This window comes from Pseudomonas sp. GW822-FHT02D10, from assembly GCF_058802345.1.
Window position 1 is genome coordinate 78,561 of sequence record NZ_JBXAOB010000004.1, and the last position, 19,566, is coordinate 98,126.

The 19,566-nt window shown below is 57.2% G+C and carries 17 protein-coding genes and 2 tRNA genes; 18 read left to right on the plus strand and 1 reads right to left on the minus strand.

The annotated features are described in order from the left end of the window. The first annotated feature begins 75 nt into the window (after positions 1 to 75). The 8 genes from grpE to AC1RPZ_RS08305 all read left to right on the plus strand — a co-directional run bounded on the left by grpE (position 76) and on the right by AC1RPZ_RS08305 (position 10,562). Positions 76 to 642, plus strand: coding sequence for a nucleotide exchange factor GrpE (gene grpE, locus AC1RPZ_RS08270; RefSeq protein WP_493136541.1), 567 nt, complete (start codon positions 76 to 78; stop codon positions 640 to 642). 102 nt (positions 643 to 744) lie between these two features. Continuing rightward, the gene (gene dnaK, locus AC1RPZ_RS08275) at positions 745 to 2,661 is read left to right on the plus strand and encodes a molecular chaperone DnaK (protein WP_493136542.1); all 1,917 of its coding nucleotides are present in this window, start codon (positions 745 to 747) and stop codon (positions 2,659 to 2,661) included. A 297-nt stretch (positions 2,662 to 2,958) separates the two neighbouring features. Then, entirely contained in the window at positions 2,959 to 4,083 is a 1,125-nt protein-coding gene (gene dnaJ, locus AC1RPZ_RS08280) for a molecular chaperone DnaJ (RefSeq protein WP_493136544.1), read from the plus strand. Between the two features lie 10 nt (positions 4,084 to 4,093). Next, entirely contained in the window at positions 4,094 to 4,900 is an 807-nt protein-coding gene (gene dapB, locus AC1RPZ_RS08285) for a 4-hydroxy-tetrahydrodipicolinate reductase (RefSeq protein WP_493136546.1), read from the plus strand. Between the two features lie 258 nt (positions 4,901 to 5,158). Beyond that, complete coding sequence (carA, locus tag AC1RPZ_RS08290) at positions 5,159 to 6,295, plus strand: glutamine-hydrolyzing carbamoyl-phosphate synthase small subunit (protein ID WP_493136548.1); 1,137 nt, start codon at positions 5,159 to 5,161, stop codon at positions 6,293 to 6,295. 139 nt (positions 6,296 to 6,434) lie between these two features. Further along, on the plus strand, positions 6,435 to 9,656 hold the full coding sequence (carB, locus tag AC1RPZ_RS08295; protein WP_493136549.1) for a carbamoyl-phosphate synthase large subunit: 3,222 nt from the start codon (positions 6,435 to 6,437) through the stop codon (positions 9,654 to 9,656). Next, a complete protein-coding gene (gene greA, locus AC1RPZ_RS08300; RefSeq protein WP_493136550.1) occupies positions 9,653 to 10,129 on the plus strand; it encodes a transcription elongation factor GreA in 477 nt (158 codons plus the stop codon). Before carB ends, greA begins: the two co-directional genes overlap by 4 nt. Before the next feature lie 28 nt (positions 10,130 to 10,157). After that, positions 10,158 to 10,562 carry an MFS transporter gene (locus tag AC1RPZ_RS08305; protein WP_493136835.1) on the plus strand — a complete coding sequence of 135 codons (405 nt, stop codon included), beginning with the start codon at positions 10,158 to 10,160 and terminating at the stop codon, positions 10,560 to 10,562. A 9-nt stretch (positions 10,563 to 10,571) separates the two neighbouring features. Here AC1RPZ_RS08305 and AC1RPZ_RS08310 read toward each other — a convergent pair whose 3' ends face one another. Then, on the minus strand, positions 10,572 to 10,880 hold the full coding sequence (locus AC1RPZ_RS08310) for a YhbY family RNA-binding protein (RefSeq protein ID WP_019691785.1): 309 nt from the start codon (positions 10,878 to 10,880) through the stop codon (positions 10,572 to 10,574). 106 nt (positions 10,881 to 10,986) lie between these two features. Between AC1RPZ_RS08310 and rlmE the strand changes: the two genes are divergently transcribed. The 10 genes from rlmE (at position 10,987) to nusA (ending at position 19,560) form a co-directional block, all read left to right on the plus strand. Then, positions 10,987 to 11,637 (plus strand): 23S rRNA (uridine(2552)-2'-O)-methyltransferase RlmE, encoded by a 651-nt coding sequence (gene rlmE / locus AC1RPZ_RS08315; protein WP_123424208.1) that lies wholly within the window; start codon positions 10,987 to 10,989, stop codon positions 11,635 to 11,637. A 190-nt stretch (positions 11,638 to 11,827) separates the two neighbouring features. After that, positions 11,828 to 13,729 (plus strand): ATP-dependent zinc metalloprotease FtsH, encoded by a 1,902-nt coding sequence (gene ftsH / locus AC1RPZ_RS08320; RefSeq protein WP_493136552.1) that lies wholly within the window; start codon positions 11,828 to 11,830, stop codon positions 13,727 to 13,729. Positions 13,730 to 13,737: 8 nt separating this feature from the next. Further along, complete coding sequence (gene folP, locus AC1RPZ_RS08325) at positions 13,738 to 14,589, plus strand: dihydropteroate synthase (RefSeq protein WP_493136553.1); 852 nt, start codon at positions 13,738 to 13,740, stop codon at positions 14,587 to 14,589. A 16-nt stretch (positions 14,590 to 14,605) separates the two neighbouring features. Beyond that, on the plus strand, positions 14,606 to 15,943 hold the full coding sequence (glmM, locus tag AC1RPZ_RS08330; protein WP_493136554.1) for a phosphoglucosamine mutase: 1,338 nt from the start codon (positions 14,606 to 14,608) through the stop codon (positions 15,941 to 15,943). 66 nt (positions 15,944 to 16,009) lie between these two features. After that, a complete protein-coding gene (tpiA, locus tag AC1RPZ_RS08335; protein WP_493136555.1) occupies positions 16,010 to 16,765 on the plus strand; it encodes a triose-phosphate isomerase in 756 nt (251 codons plus the stop codon). A 4-nt stretch (positions 16,766 to 16,769) separates the two neighbouring features. Continuing rightward, on the plus strand, positions 16,770 to 17,153 hold the full coding sequence (gene secG / locus AC1RPZ_RS08340) for a preprotein translocase subunit SecG (RefSeq protein ID WP_054594060.1): 384 nt from the start codon (positions 16,770 to 16,772) through the stop codon (positions 17,151 to 17,153). Between the two features lie 22 nt (positions 17,154 to 17,175). Beyond that, a tRNA-Leu gene (locus tag AC1RPZ_RS08345) sits at positions 17,176 to 17,261 on the plus strand. A gap of 96 nt (positions 17,262 to 17,357) precedes the next feature. After that, positions 17,358 to 17,434 (plus strand) — tRNA-Met (locus AC1RPZ_RS08350). 138 nt (positions 17,435 to 17,572) lie between these two features. Continuing rightward, positions 17,573 to 18,031 carry a ribosome maturation factor RimP gene (gene rimP / locus AC1RPZ_RS08355; protein ID WP_010463487.1) on the plus strand — a complete coding sequence of 153 codons (459 nt, stop codon included), beginning with the start codon at positions 17,573 to 17,575 and terminating at the stop codon, positions 18,029 to 18,031. A 47-nt stretch (positions 18,032 to 18,078) separates the two neighbouring features. Next, positions 18,079 to 19,560, plus strand: coding sequence for a transcription termination factor NusA (nusA, locus tag AC1RPZ_RS08360; protein ID WP_019691793.1), 1,482 nt, complete (start codon positions 18,079 to 18,081; stop codon positions 19,558 to 19,560). Positions 19,561 to 19,566 lie beyond the last annotated feature (6 nt).

Sequence of the window (19,566 nt, forward strand, 5' to 3'; positions counted from 1 at the left end):
ACCCTGAAATTGCGACCCCATATACCGGGGCAGAAGCGCGAGTCGAGTTCGCGCACGATTTGAAAGGAGAAATCTATGGCTGACGAACAGACGCTGGATACGCAAAATCTAGACGCCAATCAGGCTCCCGAAACATCGGGTGAAGACCTGGTGGCTCGTGTACAAGTGCTCGAAGAGCAACTGGCTGGGGCGCAGGATCAGTCTTTGCGTGTTGCTGCCGATCTGCAGAACGTCCGCCGTCGCGCCGAGCAGGATGTAGAAAAAGCACACAAGTTCGCGCTGGAGAAGTTCGCCAACGACCTGCTGCCGATCATCGACAGTCTGGAGCGTGGTCTTGAACTGTCCAACCCGGACGACGAAAGCATTCGCCCTATGCGCGAAGGCATCGAACTGACCCTGAAAATGTTCCAGGACACCCTGAAGCGCTATCAGCTGGAAGCGATCGATCCTGAAGGCGAACCGTTCAACGCTGCGCACCACCAGGCGATGGCCATGCAGGAAAGCGCCGACATGGAACCCAACAGCGTGCTGAAGGTGTTCCAGAAGGGCTACATGCTTAACGGTCGCCTGCTGCGTCCGGCCATGGTCGTGGTCAGCAAGGCTCCGGCACCGGTTTCGCCTTCGATTGATGAGCAGGCTTGAAATTCGCCGTAAGGCCCCCATTTAGAAGTCAAGCGTTTAAGTGCTACCGCAGTCAGCCACCACTACTGCGGCAACCAAATCCAAAGTTTCGGGAGAGTTAATATGGGCAGAATTATCGGTATCGACCTGGGGACTACCAACTCCTGCGTCTCTATTCTTGAAAACGGCAACGTAAAAGTTATCGAAAACGCTGAAGGCGCGCGTACCACGCCGTCGATCATCGCGTACGCCAACGATGGCGAAATTCTGGTTGGCCAGTCGGCCAAACGTCAGGCAGTGACCAATCCGCACAACACCCTGTACGCGGTCAAGCGTTTGATCGGTCGTCGCTTCGAAGAAGAAGTAGTGCAGAAAGATATCCAGATGGTCCCTTACAAGATCGTCAAGGCTGACAACAATGACGCCTGGGTTGAGGTGAACGGCCAGAAAATGTCGCCGCCACAGATCTCGGCTGAAATCCTGAAAAAAATGAAGAAGACCGCCGAAGACTACCTCGGCGAGACCGTGACCGAAGCGGTTATCACCGTTCCGGCCTACTTCAACGACAGCCAGCGTCAGGCGACCAAAGACGCCGGCCGTATTGCTGGCCTGGACGTAAAACGCATCATCAACGAACCCACCGCAGCCGCTCTGGCTTACGGTATGGACAAGGCCAAGGGCGACCACACCGTGATCGTTTATGACCTGGGTGGCGGTACTTTCGACGTCTCCGTAATCGAAATCGCCGAAGTCGATGGCGAGCACCAGTTCGAAGTGTTGTCCACCAATGGTGACACCTTCCTCGGCGGTGAAGACTTCGACATTCGTCTGATCGACTACCTCGTTGACGAATTCAAGAAAGAAAGCGGCATGAACCTCAAAGGTGACCCGCTGGCCATGCAGCGCCTGAAAGAAGCCGCTGAGAAAGCCAAGATCGAGCTGTCTTCGAGCCTGCAGACCGACGTTAACCTGCCCTACATCACTGCAGATGCGACCGGTCCTAAGCACTTGAACGTGAAAATCTCCCGCGCCAAGCTGGAAGCGCTGGTTGAAGACCTGGTTCAACGCACCATCGAGCCTTGCCGCATTGCACTGAAAGACTCGGGTATCGACGTTGGCAAGATCGACGACGTGATCCTGGTCGGCGGTCAGACCCGTATGCCGCTGGTACAGAAGCTGGTGACCGAGTTCTTCGGCAAAGAAGCCCGTAAAGACGTTAACCCGGACGAAGCCGTTGCCATGGGTGCTGCTATCCAGGGCGCAGTATTGGCTGGTGACGTGAAGGACGTTCTGCTGCTCGACGTCAGCCCGCTGACTCTGGGTATCGAAACCATGGGCGGCGTGATGACTGCGCTGATCGAGAAAAACACCACGATTCCTACCAAGAAATCCCAAGTGTTCTCGACTGCCGATGACAACCAGGGCGCAGTGACCATTCACGTGCTGCAAGGCGAGCGTAAGCAAGCTGCCCAGAACAAGTCCCTGGGCAAGTTCGACCTGGCCGAGATTCCACCAGCACCACGTGGCGTGCCACAAATTGAAGTGACCTTCGATATCGACGCCAACGGCATTCTGCACGTAGGCGCCAAAGACAAGGCCACCGGCAAGACTCAGTCGATCGTGATCAAGGCCAACTCCGGTCTGTCCGAGGAAGAAATTCAGCAGATGATTCGCGATGCTGAAACCAACGCCGACGAAGATCGCAAGTTCGAAGAGCTGGCCACTGCCCGTAACCAGGGCGACGCGCTGGTTCACTCGACGCGCAAAATGGTCGCCGACGCTGGCGACAAAGTGACTGCTGAAGAGAAGACTGCAATCGAAGCAGCAGTGGTTGCCCTGGAAGCCGCCGTCAAAGGCGACGACAAGGCTGCCATCGAAGCCAAGGTTGAAGAACTGTCGAAAGTCTCCGCTCCAGTGGCGCAGAAGATGTACGCCGAACAGGCTCAACCAGCTGAGGGTGCGGCACCGCACGCTGAGAAGGCTGAAAAGGCTGATGACGTTGTCGACGCTGAGTTCGAAGAAGTTAAAGACCACAAGTAAGTTGTTGGTCGGCCGGTTGACTGCCTTTGTGCGGTGACTGGTAGGATGTCGCCGCGCGGGAGCTTGCTCCCGCGTTGGCGTGTCTGGAGTAGACGAATTTTTACAGCATGCGACAGCGTTCGGGTGCTGGCGGTGCGGTCGGGAATGCTCCTGCTTTCCGATCCACAGGTACCGTATCGAATCAAAGACCAGGATCGTTGAATTGACGTGAGTTGGGTCCGGGCCTGTATTGGGGCTCAACGAGTTTGGCGAAGCTCAGGAGGGGTTTGCCGAACGTCCTTAAGAGTGCAAAGACTTATGGCAAAGCGTGACTATTACGAAGTGTTGGGTATCGAGCGTGGCACGAGCGAAGCGGACCTGAAAAAGGCCTACCGTCGCTTGGCGATGAAGCACCACCCGGACCGTAATCCTGACGACAAAGCGTCGGAAGAAAAATTCAAAGAGGCCAACGAGGCCTACGAAGTGCTGTCCGATTCCAGCAAGCGCGCGGCGTACGACCAGTACGGTCATGCCGGTGTCGACCCAAGCATGGGTGGCGGCGGTGCTGGTTTTGGTGGTCAGAACTTCTCCGATATCTTCGGCGATGTGTTCAGTGACTTCTTCGGTGGTGGTCGCGGCGGTTCCCGTGGCGGCGCTCAGCGCGGCAGCGATCTGCGTTACACCCTGGAGTTGAACCTGGAAGAAGCGGTGCGCGGCACAACCGTGAATATCCGTGTTCCGACACTGGTCAACTGCAAACCGTGCGATGGTTCGGGTTCCAAGAAAGGTTCTTCGCCGGTCACGTGCCCGACCTGTGGCGGTATTGGTCAGGTGCGCATGCAGCAAGGCTTCTTCTCGGTGCAGCAAACCTGCCCGCGTTGCCATGGCCAGGGCAAGATCATTTCCGACCCGTGCAACTCCTGCAACGGCGAAGGCCGTGTCGAAGAGTACAAGACCCTGTCGGTAAAAGTGCCGGCTGGGGTTGATACCGGTGACCGCATTCGTTTGTCTGGCGAAGGCGAGGCGGGTACTCAGGGTGGGCCGACTGGCGACTTGTATGTGGTGATCAACGTGCGCGAGCACGCGATCTTCCAGCGTGATGGCAAGCATCTATTCTGCGAAGTGCCAATCAGCTTCGTTGATGCGGCGCTAGGTGGCGAGCTGGAGATTCCGACCCTGGATGGTCGGGTCAAGCTGAAGATTCCTGAAGGCACGCAGACCGGCAAGCAGTTCCGGGTACGTGGCAAAGGCGTTGCGCCGGTTCGTGGTGGTGGTGCGGGCGACTTGATGTGCCGTGTGGCGGTCGAGACTCCGGTCAATCTGGGGCGTCGTCAGCGCGAGTTGCTGGAAGAGTTCCGCAGTTCCCTGGCGGACGACAACAGTCATTCGCCGAAAACCACCGGTTGGTTCGAAGGCGTGAAGCGCTTCTTCGGCGATCTGTAAGGAGTCGGGCATGCGACGTATAGCTGTGATGGGCGCTGCCGGGCGCATGGGCAAGATCCTCGTCGAAGCGGTGCAGCAACGCGCACCGCTCACGGGGCTGACGGCGGCCATCGTGCGCCCCGGCAGTACGCTGATCGGGGTTGATGCCGGTGAGCTGGCATCGCTGGGGCGGATCGGTGTGCCGTTGTCCGGTAGTCTGGATGCGGTGGCTGATGAGTTCGATGTGTTGATCGACTTCACGCTCCCAGAGGTCATGCTGAAAAACCTGGCGTTCTGCCGCAAGGCGGGCAAGGCCATGGTGATCGGCACTACAGGATTGGGCGTCGCGGAAAAACAGCTGCTGGTCGAGGCGGGCAAGGATATTCCGATCGTGTTCGCGGCCAATTTCAGTGTTGGCGTGAACCTGTCGTTGAAGTTGCTCGATATGGCGGCTCGGGTGCTGGGCGATGATGCTGATATCGAAATCATCGAAGCGCATCATCGGCACAAGATCGATGCGCCTTCAGGTACGGCTTTGCGCATGGGTGAGGTGATCGCCAACGCGCTGGATCGTGATCTGCAGAAGGTTGCGGTCTATGGGCGCGAAGGCCACACCGGTGTGCGTGAGCGCGAAACCATTGGCTTCGCCACGGTTCGCGGCGGTGATGTGGTCGGTGATCATACGGTGCTGTTCGCCTGTGAGGGCGAGCGACTGGAGATCACCCACAAGGCATCCAGTCGCATGACCTTCGCCAAGGGCGCGGTGCGTGCTGCGTTGTGGCTGGATAGTCGTGAGCCGGGTCTTTACGACATGCAAGACGTGCTCGACCTGCGTTAAGATGCACCCGAAATCGGGTTCAAACGCAGCGTTTGTACCCGATTTATCCCGCCAAGCGACGTCCTGTCGCATTCCCCGGCCTTTAAGGCTCATTGGCGGTAGACCAAAAATGCCTTTTTCTGTAAGCTACAGCTTTAGTGTGTCCACTAAAAGCGCGCAGAATAATTCAGTGAAGAAGCGGGGTGACGTGTCCATACGTCACTCCGCTTTTTTGCAACCTGCGATCGCCCTTTCAGGCTTTATTTACGGGAGGTCTTCTTGACTAAGCCAGCCATACTCGCCCTTGCTGATGGCAGCATTTTTCGCGGCGAAGCCATTGGAGCCGACGGTCAAACCGTTGGTGAGGTGGTGTTTAACACCGCCATGACCGGCTATCAGGAAATCCTTACCGATCCTTCCTATGCCCAACAGATCGTTACCCTGACTTACCCGCACATCGGTAACACCGGCACCACGCCGGAAGACGCCGAGTCTGACCGCGTTTGGTCTGCGGGTCTGGTGATTCGTGACCTACCCCTGGTTGCGAGCAACTGGCGTAACACCATGTCCCTGTCCGACTACCTGAAAGCCAACAATGTTGTGGCAATCGCCGGTATCGACACCCGTCGCCTGACTCGCATCCTGCGTGAGAAAGGCTCGCAGAACGGCTGCATCATGGCTGGCGACAACATTTCCGACGAAGCTGCGATTGCAGCGGCGCGCGGTTTCCCGGGCCTGAAGGGCATGGATCTGGCGAAAGTAGTCAGCACCAAAGAGCAGTACGAATGGCGCTCGACGGTCTGGGATCTGAAAACCGACAGCCACGCGACCCTCGATGCTTCCGAGTTGCCGCATCACGTGGTGGCCTACGACTACGGCGTCAAGCTGAACATCCTGCGCATGCTGGTCGAGCGCGGCTGCCGCGTAACCGTGGTGCCAGCGCAGACCCCGGCCAGCGAAGTCCTGGCACTCAAGCCGGACGGCGTGTTCCTGTCCAATGGCCCGGGTGACCCGGAGCCTTGCGACTACGCGATCCAGGCGATCAAGGACATCCTTGAAACCGAGATCCCGGTGTTCGGCATCTGCCTCGGCCACCAACTGCTGGCCCTGGCCTCTGGCGCCAAGACCCTGAAAATGGGTCACGGTCACCACGGCGCCAACCACCCGGTTCAGGATCTGGACTCCGGTGTCGTCATGATCACCAGTCAGAACCACGGTTTTGCGGTAGACGAGGCGACCCTGCCAGGCAACGTTCGCGCGATCCACAAATCGCTGTTCGACGGCACCCTGCAAGGCATCGAGCGTACCGACAAGAGCGCGTTCAGCTTCCAGGGTCACCCTGAAGCCAGTCCTGGTCCGAACGATGTGGCGCCGCTGTTCGATCGCTTCATCAACGAGATGGCCAAGCGACGTTAATCGCCGGGCTTGAGCATGTAGCGAGAAGTCCCTGAGGGTGGCCCCGGTAGCCCGGTGGTCCCTGAAGGGCTTCAGAGATTGATCAAGACGGCTTCTCCTCGGGGATTGCCGTCGGACCTGCGGATTTGAGTGACTACCCATGCCAAAACGTACAGACATTAAAAGCATCCTGATTCTCGGCGCTGGCCCGATCGTGATCGGCCAGGCTTGCGAATTCGACTACTCCGGCGCCCAGGCTTGCAAAGCCCTGCGCGAAGAGGGTTACCGCGTCATCCTGGTGAACTCCAACCCGGCCACCATCATGACCGATCCGGACATGGCCGACGCGACCTACATCGAGCCGATCAAGTGGCAGACCGTTGCCAAGATCATCGAAAAAGAGCGTCCGGACGCACTGTTGCCAACCATGGGCGGTCAGACTGCTCTGAACTGCGCACTGGATCTGGAGCGCGAAGGTGTTCTGGAGAAGTTCGGCGTTGAAATGATCGGCGCTAACGCCGATACCATCGACAAGGCTGAGGACCGTTCGCGCTTCGACAAGGCGATGAAGTCCATCGGCCTGGATTGCCCGCGCTCCGGTATCGCCCACAGCATGGAAGAGGCTAATGCGGTCCTCGAGAAGCTCGGCTTCCCGTGCATCATCCGTCCGTCCTTCACCATGGGTGGCACCGGCGGTGGCATCGCTTACAACCGTGAAGAGTTCGAAGAAATCTGCGCCCGTGGTCTGGACTTGTCGCCGACCAAAGAGCTGCTGATCGACGAATCGCTGATCGGCTGGAAAGAGTACGAAATGGAGGTTGTCCGCGATAAGAAGGACAACTGCATCATCGTTTGCTCAATCGAAAACTTCGACCCGATGGGCGTGCACACCGGTGACTCGATCACCGTTGCTCCGGCACAAACCCTGACGGACAAGGAATACCAGATCATGCGTAACGCCTCGTTGGCGGTACTGCGTGAGATCGGCGTTGAAACCGGCGGCTCCAACGTTCAGTTTGGCATCTGCCCGGACACTGGCCGTATGGTCGTGATCGAGATGAACCCGCGTGTATCCCGCTCTTCGGCACTGGCCTCGAAAGCCACTGGTTTCCCGATTGCGCGTATCGCTGCCAAGCTGGCGATCGGCTACACCCTGGACGAGCTGCAGAATGAAATCACCGGCGGCGCTACTCCTGCATCCTTCGAGCCGTCCATCGACTACGTCGTGACCAAGCTGCCGCGCTTCGCCTTCGAGAAATTCCCGAAAGCCGACGCCCGCCTGACCACTCAAATGAAGTCGGTCGGTGAAGTCATGGCCATCGGCCGGACCTTCCAGGAATCCCTGCAGAAAGCTCTGCGCGGTCTGGAAGTAGGCGTTTGCGGTCTGGACGAGAAGCTCGACCTGAGCAATCCGGAAAGCATGAGCGTGCTCAAGCGCGAACTGACCGTACCGGGTGCCGAGCGTATCTGGTACGTAGCTGACGCCTTCCGCGCCGGCATGACTGTCGAAGAGATCTTCGGCATGAACATGATCGATCCCTGGTTCCTGGTGCAGATCGAAGACCTGATCAAGGACGAAGAGAAGGTCAAGACCCTGGGCATGTCCAGCATTGACCGCGACATGATGTACCGTCTCAAGCGCAAGGGCTTCTCCGATCAGCGTCTGGCCAAACTGCTGGGTGTGACCGAGAAGAGCCTGCGTACTCACCGTCACAAGCTGGAAGTGTTCCCGGTCTACAAGCGCGTCGACACCTGCGCGGCCGAGTTCGCAACCGACACCGCTTACCTGTACTCCACGTACGAAGAAGAGTGCGAAGCCGCGCCGTCGGGTCGCGACAAGATCATGATTCTGGGTGGCGGTCCGAACCGTATCGGCCAGGGCATCGAGTTCGACTACTGCTGCGTACACGCGGCACTGGCGCTGCGCGAAGATGGGTACGAGACCATCATGGTCAACTGCAACCCGGAAACCGTTTCCACCGACTACGACACCTCCGATCGTCTGTACTTCGAGCCAGTGACCCTGGAAGACGTGCTGGAAATCGTCCGCGTCGAGAAGCCAAAAGGGGTGATCGTTCAGTACGGCGGCCAGACCCCGCTGAAGCTGGCGCGTGCCCTGGAAGCCGCTGGCGTGCCAATCATCGGCACCAGTCCTGATGCCATCGACCGTGCCGAAGACCGTGAGCGCTTCCAGCAAATGGTTGAGCGTCTGAATCTGCGTCAGCCGCCGAACGCCACCGTGCGTAGCGAAGACGAAGCAATCCGCGCTGCCGGCAAGATCGGTTACCCGCTGGTGGTGCGTCCGTCCTACGTACTGGGCGGTCGGGCGATGGAAATCGTTTACGAAGAAGACGAACTCAAACGCTACCTGCGTGAAGCGGTTCAAGTGTCCAACGACAGCCCGGTGCTGCTGGACCACTTCCTCAACTGCGCCATCGAAATGGACGTGGATGCGGTTTGCGATGGCACCGACGTAGTCATCGGCGCGATCATGCAGCACATCGAGCAGGCAGGCGTTCACTCCGGTGACTCCGCGTGCTCGCTGCCACCGTACTCGCTGCCTGGGCACATCCAGGACGAGATGCGCGAGCAGGTCAAGAAAATGGCTCTGGAACTGGGTGTGGTCGGCCTGATGAACGTTCAGTTGGCGCTGCAAGGCGAAGACATCTACGTCATCGAAGTCAACCCGCGCGCTTCCCGTACCGTACCGTTCGTGTCCAAGTGCATCGGTGTATCCCTGGCAATGATCGCTGCTCGCGTGATGGCCGGTAAAACCCTGAAGGAAATCGGTTTCACCAAAGAAATCATTCCTAACTTCTACAGCGTGAAAGAGGCGGTGTTCCCATTCGCCAAATTCCCAGGTGTAGACCCGATCCTCGGCCCGGAGATGAAGTCCACCGGTGAAGTGATGGGCGTGGGTGACACCTTCGGCGAAGCCTTTGCCAAAGCCCAGATGGGTGCCAGCGAAGTGCTGCCGACCGGCGGTACTGCGTTCATCAGCGTGCGTGACGATGACAAGCCACTGGTTGCAGGCGTGGCCCGTGATCTGATCAACTTGGGCTTCGAAGTAGTCGCCACTGCCGGTACTGCCAAGCTGATCGAAGCTGCAGGTCTGAAGGTGCGCCGTGTGAACAAGGTGACCGAAGGTCGTCCGCACGTGGTCGACATGATCAAGAATGACGAAGTCACGCTGATCATCAACACCACCGAAGGGCGTCAGTCGATCGCTGATTCGTACTCCATTCGTCGTAATGCCTTGCAGCACAAGATCTACTGCACCACTACCATTGCTGCTGGCGAAGCTATCTGCGAAGCGCTGAAGTTCGGTCCCGAGAAGACTGTGCGCCGCTTGCAAGATCTACACGCAGGATTGAAGGCATGATCAAATACCCAATGACCGTTCAGGGCGCGAAAGCCCTGGAAGAAGAGCACGCTCACCTGACCAAGGTCGTCCGTCCGAAGCTCAGCCAGGACATCGGTACGGCCCGCGAGTTGGGTGACCTGAAGGAAAACGCCGAATACCACGCTGCTCGCGAGCAGCAGGGTATGGTCGAGGCGCGGATCCGCGACATCGAAGGTCGTATGCAGAATGCGGTGATCATCGATGTCACGACCATCCCTCACACCGGTAAAGTGATTTTCGGCACCACCGTTGAAATCGCCAACGTTGAAACTGATGAAAGCGTCACCTACCACATCGTTGGTGAGGATGAGGCTGACTTCAAGCTCGGCAAGATTTCGGTGGGTTCGCCATTGGCCCGCGCCTTGATCGCCAAGGAAGAGGGTGATGTAGTCACCGTCAAAACGCCTGGTGGCGTTATCGAGTACGAGATTGTCGAAGTCCGCCATATCTGAAGGCAAGCGCCTGCTTCGTGCGGGCGCCATGCTTTGGCAGCTGACTCAGATGTTATGGGTTGGCGGCCTGTGGTTGCTGCACATCGGTCTGCTGCCGGTGCTGGGCCGTATTGGCCTGGCGCCGCTGTTGATCGAAGAAATTTCAAGCATGCTGAGTGCGCTGCTGGTCGGGTTTTCAGCGGCGTGCATTATTTTCCAGGTTTTGGTGCTGGTTCAGGCCAAGGGCCTTGTCAGTCTATGGCGCGATATTCGCGGGCAACTGCTGTTGATGGCGCTATACGCGAGTGCGATGTACTTCGTCGTGCGAGTCGACTGGCCGCAGGCGCAGCATTGGTTGCTGTTCAGCTATCTTGTGCTGGGTTTTTCCGGGCTTCTGCTGGTATTGCAGCCGGTGCCGGGATGGGGTGGCAGGGTGCGCGAAGCACACCCTTGACCCGTATCATCACTTGAAGCGATGGACGTTCGACAGCTGCTTGTTGACGCTGAAGTTCTTGCGGTAAATCAGCGCCATCTTGCCGATGACTTGAACCAGATCCGCTTTGCCGGCCTTGCACAGTTCTGCAATGGCTGCCAGGCGCGATTCACGGTCGAGGATGCTGAGCTTGATCTTGATCAACTCGTGATCGCCCAATGCGCGTTCCAGTTCGGCTAAAACACCTTCAGTCAAACCGTTGTCAGCCACAGTCAAAACTGGTTTCAGATGGTGGCCAATGGATTTGTACTGTTTCTTCTGCTCTTGAGTGAGCGGCATAATCTGACCCCTGCGTCTGATCTTGTAAAAAGCGGCGGCCAGTTTACCCGAGCGAGTCCGGGACCGCCCAGTTAATCGCGACTCGTTTATTTTTTTGAGGTGGCCCGTGGCCCGTTCCAAGACTAGCCTTAACTGGCTGAAAGAGCATTTCAACGACCCGTACGTCAAAATGGCGCAAAAAGACGGGTATCGTTCGCGTGCCAGCTACAAATTGCTGGAGATCCAGGAAAAGGATCGTCTGATCCGTCCGGGCATGACCGTAATCGACCTCGGCGCAGCGCCGGGTGGCTGGTCGCAAGTGACCAGTCGTCTGATTGGTGGCCAGGGTCGTTTGATCGCCTCCGACATCCTGGAAATGGACAGCATCCCCGATGTGACCTTCATTCAGGGCGACTTTACCGAGGATGCGGTGCTGGCACAGATCCTCGAGGCGGTCGGAAATACGCAGGTGGACCTTGTGATTTCCGATATGGCCCCCAATATGAGTGGATTAGCAGCTGTAGATATGCCGCGGGCGATGTTCCTCTGCGAATTGGCACTGGATCTCGCCGGTCGGGTTTTGCGGCCAGGTGGTGATTTTTTGATCAAGGTCTTCCAGGGTGAAGGCTTCGACGAATACCACAAGGACATCCGCAAGCTGTTTGACAAGGTACAGATGCGCAAGCCTTTGTCATCGCGTGACAGGTCCCGCGAGCAGTACTTGCTGGGGCGTGGCTTCCGTGGAGTCGACGGTTCTGAAAGTGTCGAGCGTTTCTAAGGGGGCGATAGGTTTTTTTGTATCGCTTTACAGATCCTGCGTAACGAATATTGTGTAGTTAGTGTTTCACAAAGGGTTACAGACGGTGCCTGCCAGAGCCGTAGGTAATGTAGTAAGTTAGGCCGGTGAATATCATGCGAAGCGCGCGCCAGTTGCGGAGCTTGCTTCAGAGGGTAGTTAATTGAACGATATGGCAAAGAATCTGATCCTGTGGTTGATCATCGCGGCTGTCCTGGTGACGGTGATGAACAACTTCTCCAGTCCTAACGAGCCGCAGACCCTCAACTATTCCGACTTCATCCAGCAGGTCAAGGATGGCAAGGTCGAGCGCGTAGCCGTGGACGGCTTTGTCATTACTGGCAAGCGCAATGATGGCGACGGTTTCAAGACCATTCGCCCGAATATCCCTGACAACGGTCTGATCGGCGATCTGGTGGATAACCACGTAGTCGTTGAAGGCAAGCAGCCAGAACAGCAAAGCATCTGGACTCAACTCCTGGTCGCAAGCTTCCCGATCCTGGTGATCATTGCCGTCTTCATGTTCTTCATGCGGCAGATGCAAGGCGGGGCTGGTGGCAAGGGCGGACCGATGAGCTTCGGCAAGAGCAAGGCGCGCCTGCTCTCCGAAGATCAGGTGAAAACCACCCTGGCTGACGTTGCCGGTTGCGACGAAGCCAAGGAAGAAGTGGGTGAACTGGTCGAGTTCCTGCGTGATCCGGGCAAGTTCCAGCGTCTGGGTGGTCGCATTCCTCGCGGCGTACTGATGGTGGGTCCACCGGGTACCGGTAAAACCTTGCTGGCCAAAGCCATTGCTGGCGAAGCCAAAGTGCCGTTTTTCACCATCTCTGGTTCCGACTTCGTCGAAATGTTCGTCGGTGTGGGTGCCAGCCGTGTTCGCGACATGTTCGAACAGGCGAAAAAGCACGCTCCATGCATCATCTTCATCGATGAAATTGACGCTGTCGGCCGCCATCGTGGTGCTGGCATGGGCGGTGGTCACGACGAACGTGAACAGACTCTCAACCAGTTGCTGGTAGAGATGGATGGTTTCGAAATGAATGACGGCATCATCGTCATCGCCGCAACCAACCGTCCTGACGTACTTGACCCTGCGCTGCTGCGTCCGGGCCGTTTCGACCGTCAGGTTGTCGTTGGTCTGCCAGATATCCGTGGTCGTGAGCAAATTTTGAAAGTCCACATGCGCAAAGTGCCAATGGGTGACGACGTCGCTCCAGCGGTGATCGCGCGTGGTACGCCTGGTTTCTCCGGTGCCGACTTGGCCAACCTGGTGAATGAGGCTTCGCTGTTCGCCGCTCGTACCGGCAAGCGCGTTGTCGAGATGAAAGAATTCGAGCTGGCCAAAGACAAGATCATGATGGGCGCTGAGCGCAAATCGATGGTCATGTCCGAGAAAGAAAAGCAGAACACCGCTTATCACGAAGCTGGTCACGCTATCGTTGGTCGTGTAGTGCCTGAGCACGATCCGGTCTACAAGGTCTCGATCATTCCGCGCGGTCGTGCGCTGGGTGTGACCATGTTTCTGCCGGAAGAAGATCGCTACAGCCTGTCCAAGCGTGCGTTGATCAGCCAGATATGCTCGCTGTACGGCGGTCGTATTGCTGAAGAGATGACCCTGGGCTTCGACGGTGTCACCACCGGCGCCTCCAACGACATCATGCGTGCGAGTCAGATTGCGCGGAACATGGTCACCAAGTGGGGCTTGTCGGAAAAACTCGGTCCTTTGATGTATGCCGAAGAGGAAGGTGAAGTGTTCCTCGGTCGTGGCGGCGGCGGCCAGCATGCCAGCTTCTCGGGCGAGACTGCCAAGCTGATCGATTCTGAAGTGCGCAGCATCATTGACCAGTGCTATGGCACGGCCAAGCAGATCCTGACGGACAATCGCGACAAGCTCGATGCCATGGCTGATGCGCTGATGAAGTACGAAACCATCGATGCTGAACAGATCGATGACATCATGGCCGGTCGCACGCCGCGTGAGCCTCGTGACTGGTCGGGCGGCACCGGTACTCCTCCTGTCGTACAGGAAGAGCGTCCGGAAACCCCAATCGGTGGCCCGGCCGCCGACGTCTAAGGTTTGAAATGACTCTTGTACCGTCCTCGACCCGGTTGCCTTGCGGCAACCGGGTTCTTGATTTGGCCCATACGCATGTCATGGGCATTCTCAATGTCACTCCCGATTCCTTCTCCGATGGTGGTCGCTTCAGCCAGCTCGATGCTGCTCTGCGACACGCTGAGGCGATGGTGGCTGCCGGTGCGACCCTCATTGATGTAGGTGGTGAATCGACCCGGCCTGGCGCACGGGCGGTCTCGCCGCTTGAGGAGCTCGAGCGCGTGGCGCCGATCGTCGAGCGGATTCATCGTGAGCTGGATGTGATTATCTCGGTCGATACTTCGACGCCTGCGGTCATGCGTGAAACCGCGCGCCTAGGGGCCGGTCTGATCAACGATGTGCGTTCGCTGCGTCGAGACGGTGCACTGGATGCGGCGGCAGCGACCGGATTGCCGGTGTGCCTGATGCATATGCTCGGTGAGCCGGGAGATATGCAGGACAATCCGCATTATGATGACGTGACGAGAGAGGTCGGTGAGTTTCTTGCCGGGCGTATGACGTCGTGTGCTGCGGTCGGTATTCCGGCCGAGCGGATCATTCTTGATCCGGGTTTCGGGTTTGCGAAAGATTTGCAGCACAATTTGAGTCTGTTCAAGCATATGGAAGCCCTGCATGCCCTGGGGCGGCCCCTGTTGGTCGGGGTTTCGCGAAAGAGCATGATCGGGCAGGCATTGAATCGCCCGGTGGGAGAGCGGCTGCATGGCGGTCTGGCTCTCGCGGTGTTGGCTGTCGTCAAAGGTGCGCGAATCTTGCGCGTGCATGACGTGGCCGAAACAGTCGATGTGGTACGGATGATCACTGCAGTTGAATCAGCCGAATAAGAATGATGGAGCACTTATGACTAAGAAATATTTTGGCACCGACGGCATTCGTGGTCGGGTCGGCGAGTATCCGATTACCCCTGAATTCATGCTCAAACTTGGTTGGGCCGCGGGCATGGCCTTTCGCAGTATGGGTGCTTGCAAGGTTCTGGTCGGCAAGGACACTCGAATCTCTGGTTATATGTTCGAGTCGGCGCTTGAAGCCGGGCTGACCTCCGCGGGGGCTGACGTCATGCTGCTGGGGCCGATGCCTACTCCGGCTATCGCTTATTTGACGCGTACCTTTCATGCTGAAGCTGGCATTGTGATCAGCGCTTCACACAATCCTCATGACGATAACGGCATCAAGTTCTTCTCCGGCCAGGGCACGAAACTGCCGGACGACGTTGAGCTGATGATCGAAGAGTTGCTCGATATGCCGATGACCGTGGTCGAGTCGAGCAAGATCGGCAAGGTCTCGCGAATCAACGACGCCTCTGGTCGTTACATCGAATTCTGCAAAAGCAGCGTGCCAACCGGTACCAATTTCACGGGTCTGAAAATTGTGATCGACTGCGCACACGGTGCTACCTATAAGGTGGCTCCGAGTGTTTTCCGTGAGTTGGGCGCGCAGGTGACGGTGCTTTCTGCACAGCCTGATGGCTTGAACATCAATCACAATTGCGGTTCGACCCATATGGGGCAATTGCAGGCAGCTGTAGTGGCCGAGCACGCCGATCTGGGTATTGCCTTCGATGGTGATGGTGATCGGGTGTTGATGGTTGATCACACCGGCGCGATCGTCGATGGTGACGAATTGCTGTTCATTATTGCGCGCGATCTGCATGAGTGTGCCAAGTTGCAGGGCGGTGTTGTTGGAACCTTGATGAGTAACCTGGGGCTGGAGCTGGCCCTGGCGGATCTGGGAATTCCTTTTGTGCGGGCCAACGTCGGTGACCGTTATGTGATCGCCGAGTTGCTCGAGCGCAACTGGTTGGTGGGTGGTGAAAACTCCGGTCACGTCGTGTGCTTCAGTCATACCACTACGGGTGATGCGATTATCGCTGCGTTGCAGGTGTTGATGGCGCTGAAACGCCGTTCCGAAGGTCTCGCGCAATCGCGTCAAGCGCTACGCAAGTGCCCTCAGGTCTTGATCAATGTACGTTTCGACGGTGGTGCAAACCCTGTCGAGCATGCGGCTGTCAAAGAAGCCAGCGAGCGCGTTACCAAGGCAATGGCAGGGCGTGGTCGCGTGCTGTTACGCAAGTCAGGCACGGAGCCGCTGGTGCGGGTCATGGTCGAAGGCGAGGACGAAACCCTGGTTCGTGGTTACGCCGAAGAGCTGGCAAAACTGGTTGCTGAAGTTTCTGCCTGATTTCGGCTTGCCAGCAATGATGTGGTTGGGTAACATCTGCGCCCACTTTGACCGACGAGGTACAGCATGCGTCGCCCTATGGTAGCTGGTAACTGGAAGATGCACGGTACCCGCGCCAGCGTCGCTGAGCTGATTAACGGCCTTCGTCATCTGGCCTTGCCGAGCGATGTTGATGTCGCGGTATTTCCGCCTTGCTTGTATATCAATCAAGTGATTGATGGCTTGGAAGGTAAGTCGATTTCGGTCGGCGCGCAGAACTCGGCGGTGGAAGCCATGCAAGGTGCATTGACCGGTGAGATTGCACCGAGTCAGTTGGTGGATGCAGGTTGTTCCCTGGTGCTTGTTGGGCACTCCGAACGTCGCCAGATCATCGGCGAGCGTGACGGGACACTGAATCGCAAGTTTGCAGCGGCACAGGCATGCGGCTTGATTCCGGTGTTGTGTATAGGGGAAACCCTTGAGCAGCGTGAAGCCGGAAAAACTCTTGAGGTTGTCGGGCGTCAGCTGGGCAGCATCATCGAGGAGCTGGGTGTTGGTGCATTTGCAAAAGCAGTAATCGCTTACGAGCCGGTCTGGGCCATTGGCACCGGGCTGACTGCTTCACCGCAACAGGCGCAGGATGTGCATGCAGCCATTCGCGCGCAGTTGGCGGCAGAGAATTCTGAGGTCGCACGAGGTGTGCGGCTTCTATACGGCGGCAGCGTGAAGGCGGCCAATGCGGTCGAACTGTTCGGCATGCCGGATATCGATGGGGGGCTCATTGGTGGGGCTTCCCTGAATGCAGATGAGTTCGGTGCGATTTGTCGCGCCGCGGGAAACTGAAAAAATGCTGGAAACAGTCGTAGTCGTTTTTCATCTGCTGGGTGCACTGGGCGTAGTTGCTCTCGTATTGCTGCAGCAGGGTAAAGGTGCGGATGCTGGTGCGTCTTTCGGAGCAGGTGCTTCAAATACTGTGTTCGGAAGCCAAGGTTCCTCTACCTTTCTTAGTAAGTTTACTGCTATACTTGCCGCAGGTTTCTTCATAACCAGCTTAGGGTTAGGTTACTTTGCTAAAGAGAAAGCTCACCAGCTGACTCAAGTAGGTTTGCCAAATCCAGCAGTGTTGGAAGTTCCAAAGCAAAAGCCGGCTTCTGATGATGTTCCGGTGCTTCAAGAGCAAAAGTCGGCAACCAATGCGACTGACGTGCCTCCAGCTCAAGAGCAAAAGTAAGAAGGGTTTCAAACGTAGTATTGCCGAGGTGGTGGAATTGGTAGACACGCAACCTTGAGGTGGTTGTGCCCATAGGGTGTAGGGGTTCGAGTCCCCTTCTCGGTACCAATTATCAGGAGAGCCCGCTGTTGCGGGCTTTCTTGTAGGTGGAAGGTTACATTGACCCTGTCGGGGATCGGTCGTATACTTCCGCCCCAGCTTTGTCGCGGGGTGGAGCAGTCTGGTAGCTCGTCGGGCTCATAACCCGAAGGTCGTCGGTTCAAATCCGGCCCCCGCAACCAGTTTAAGGAGCCCCTTTTAAGGGGCTTTTTGTTAGCTGGACACTTTCAACGCCGCTGTTCGACGGCGTTTCAAGGATGGGCGTTTCGCCCATTTTTTTATTTTGCATAGCATGCACATACATGCACGAGGGGGTTCAGGTGTCGAGCAAGCTAGAAGAGTTGCAGGCCTTGCTGGCCCCGGTGGTCGTGGCCCTAGGCTATGAATGCTGGGGTATTGAGTTTTCGGCTCAAGGTCGCCACTCAATGTTGCGCGTTTATATCGATAAAGAGGGCGGTGTGCTGGTGGACGATTGTGCCATCGTCAGCCGTCAGATCAGCGGCGTGCTGGATGTTGAAGATCCAATCGCCGTTGAATACACCCTTGAAGTTTCCTCGCCTGGCATGGAACGCCCGCTGTTCACTATTGAGCAGTTTGCAAAATTTGCCGGTGAACAAGTGAAGATCAAGCTGCGCTCGCCTTTCGAAGGTCGACGCAACTTTCAGGGCCTTCTGCGCGGTGTAGAAGAACAGGATGTCGTGGTGCAGGTTGAAGACCATGAGTTCCTGTTGCCGATCGATATGATCGACAAGGCCAACATTATTCCCAGTTTTGACTGAGACGCGGATCCCGCGGATCCAATGGCTTGCGAAAGGCGAGGCGTACGATGAGCAAAGAAGTACTGCTGGTTGTTGAGTCGGTATCCAATGAAAAGGGCGTACCGGCAAACGTAATTTTTGAAGCGCTGGAGCTGGCTCTGGCCACTGCTACCAAAAAGCGTTTTGAAGACGAAGTTGATCTGCGTGTGGAAATCAATCGCCACACCGGTGCTTATGAAACTTTCCGTCGCTGGACGGTAGTCGAAGAAGCAGACCTGGATGATCCGGCTGTCGAAACCTGGCCGAGCAAGGTCCAGGAAACGCATCCTGGCGCGAAGGTCGGTGATGTTGTCGAAGAAAAAATCGAGTCCATCGAATTCGGCCGCATCGCTGCGCAGACTGCCAAGCAAGTTATCGTGCAGAAAGTCCGCGAAGCCGAGCGTGCTCAAGTTGTTGATGCTTACCGCGAGCGTCTGGGAGAAATCATTTCCGGCACCGTGAAGAAAGTAACCCGCGACAACGTGATCGTTGATCTGGGTAACAACGCTGAAGCGCTGCTGGCTCGTGAAGACATCATTTCCCGCGAAACTTTCCGGGTGGGTGTGCGCCTGCGTGCACTGCTCAAGGAAATTCGCACCGAGAACCGCGGCCCGCAGCTGATTCTGTCGCGTACTGCGCCGGAAATGCTGATCGAGTTGTTCCGCATCGAAGTGCCGGAAATTGCTGAAGGCCTGATCGAAGTAATGGCTGCCTCCCGTGACCCGGGTTCGCGTGCCAAGATCGCGGTCCGTTCCAAAGACAAACGCATCGACCCGCAAGGCGCTTGCATTGGGATGCGCGGTTCGCGCGTCCAGGCAGTGTCGGGCGAATTGGGCGGTGAGCGTGTGGATATCGTCCTGTGGGATGACAACCCGGCGCAGTTCGTGATCAACGCCATGTCCCCGGCTGAGGTTGCGGCAATTATCGTTGACGAAGATGCCCATGCAATGGACATCGCCGTTGGCGCAGACAATCTGGCTCAGGCCATCGGTCGCGGTGGTCAGAACGTGCGTCTGGCTAGCCAGTTGACTGGCTGGACCCTGAACGTGATGACCGAATCGGACATCCAGGCTAAGCAGCAAGCAGAAACCGGCGACATCCTGCGCAACTTCATCGACGAGCTGGAAGTCGACGAAGATCTGGCACAGGTGCTGGTTGATGAAGGCTTTACCAGCCTGGAAGAGATTGCCTACGTACCGTTGGAAGAAATGCTCAACATCGATGGCTTTGACGAAGACACCGTCAACGAGCTTCGCGCTCGGGCCAAGGATCGTTTGTTGACTAAAGCCATCGCTACTGAGGAAAAGCTGGCAGACGCCCATCCGGCCGAAGACCTGCTCTCGCTTGAGGGTATGGACAAGGATTTGGCGATGGAACTGGCGGTGCGCGGCGTAATTACCCGCGAAGACCTGGCCGAGCAGTCTATTGACGACCTGCTCGACATCGACGGCATTGACGATGATCGTGCCGGCAAGTTGATCATGGCCGCCCGAGCCCATTGGTTCGAGTAATAGGCG

Coding starts and splice junctions, on each gene's coding strand:
- grpE (WP_493136541.1), top strand. CDS start 76: ATGGCTGACGAACAGACGCTGGATACGCAAAATCTAGACGCCAATCAG.
- greA (WP_493136550.1), top strand. CDS start 9,653: ATGATCAAATACCCAATGACCGTTCAGGGCGCGAAAGCCCTGGAAGAA.
- nusA (WP_019691793.1), top strand. CDS start 18,079: ATGAGCAAAGAAGTACTGCTGGTTGTTGAGTCGGTATCCAATGAAAAG.
- folP (WP_493136553.1), top strand. CDS start 13,738: ATGACTCTTGTACCGTCCTCGACCCGGTTGCCTTGCGGCAACCGGGTT.
- AC1RPZ_RS08305 (WP_493136835.1), top strand. CDS start 10,158: ATGCTTTGGCAGCTGACTCAGATGTTATGGGTTGGCGGCCTGTGGTTG.
- dnaJ (WP_493136544.1), top strand. CDS start 2,959: ATGGCAAAGCGTGACTATTACGAAGTGTTGGGTATCGAGCGTGGCACG.
- secG (WP_054594060.1), top strand. CDS start 16,770: ATGCTGGAAACAGTCGTAGTCGTTTTTCATCTGCTGGGTGCACTGGGC.
- dnaK (WP_493136542.1), top strand. CDS start 745: ATGGGCAGAATTATCGGTATCGACCTGGGGACTACCAACTCCTGCGTC.
- tpiA (WP_493136555.1), top strand. CDS start 16,010: ATGCGTCGCCCTATGGTAGCTGGTAACTGGAAGATGCACGGTACCCGC.
- dapB (WP_493136546.1), top strand. CDS start 4,094: ATGCGACGTATAGCTGTGATGGGCGCTGCCGGGCGCATGGGCAAGATC.
- AC1RPZ_RS08310 (WP_019691785.1), bottom strand. CDS start 10,880: ATGCCGCTCACTCAAGAGCAGAAGAAACAGTACAAATCCATTGGCCAC.
- carB (WP_493136549.1), top strand. CDS start 6,435: ATGCCAAAACGTACAGACATTAAAAGCATCCTGATTCTCGGCGCTGGC.
- ftsH (WP_493136552.1), top strand. CDS start 11,828: ATGGCAAAGAATCTGATCCTGTGGTTGATCATCGCGGCTGTCCTGGTG.
- glmM (WP_493136554.1), top strand. CDS start 14,606: ATGACTAAGAAATATTTTGGCACCGACGGCATTCGTGGTCGGGTCGGC.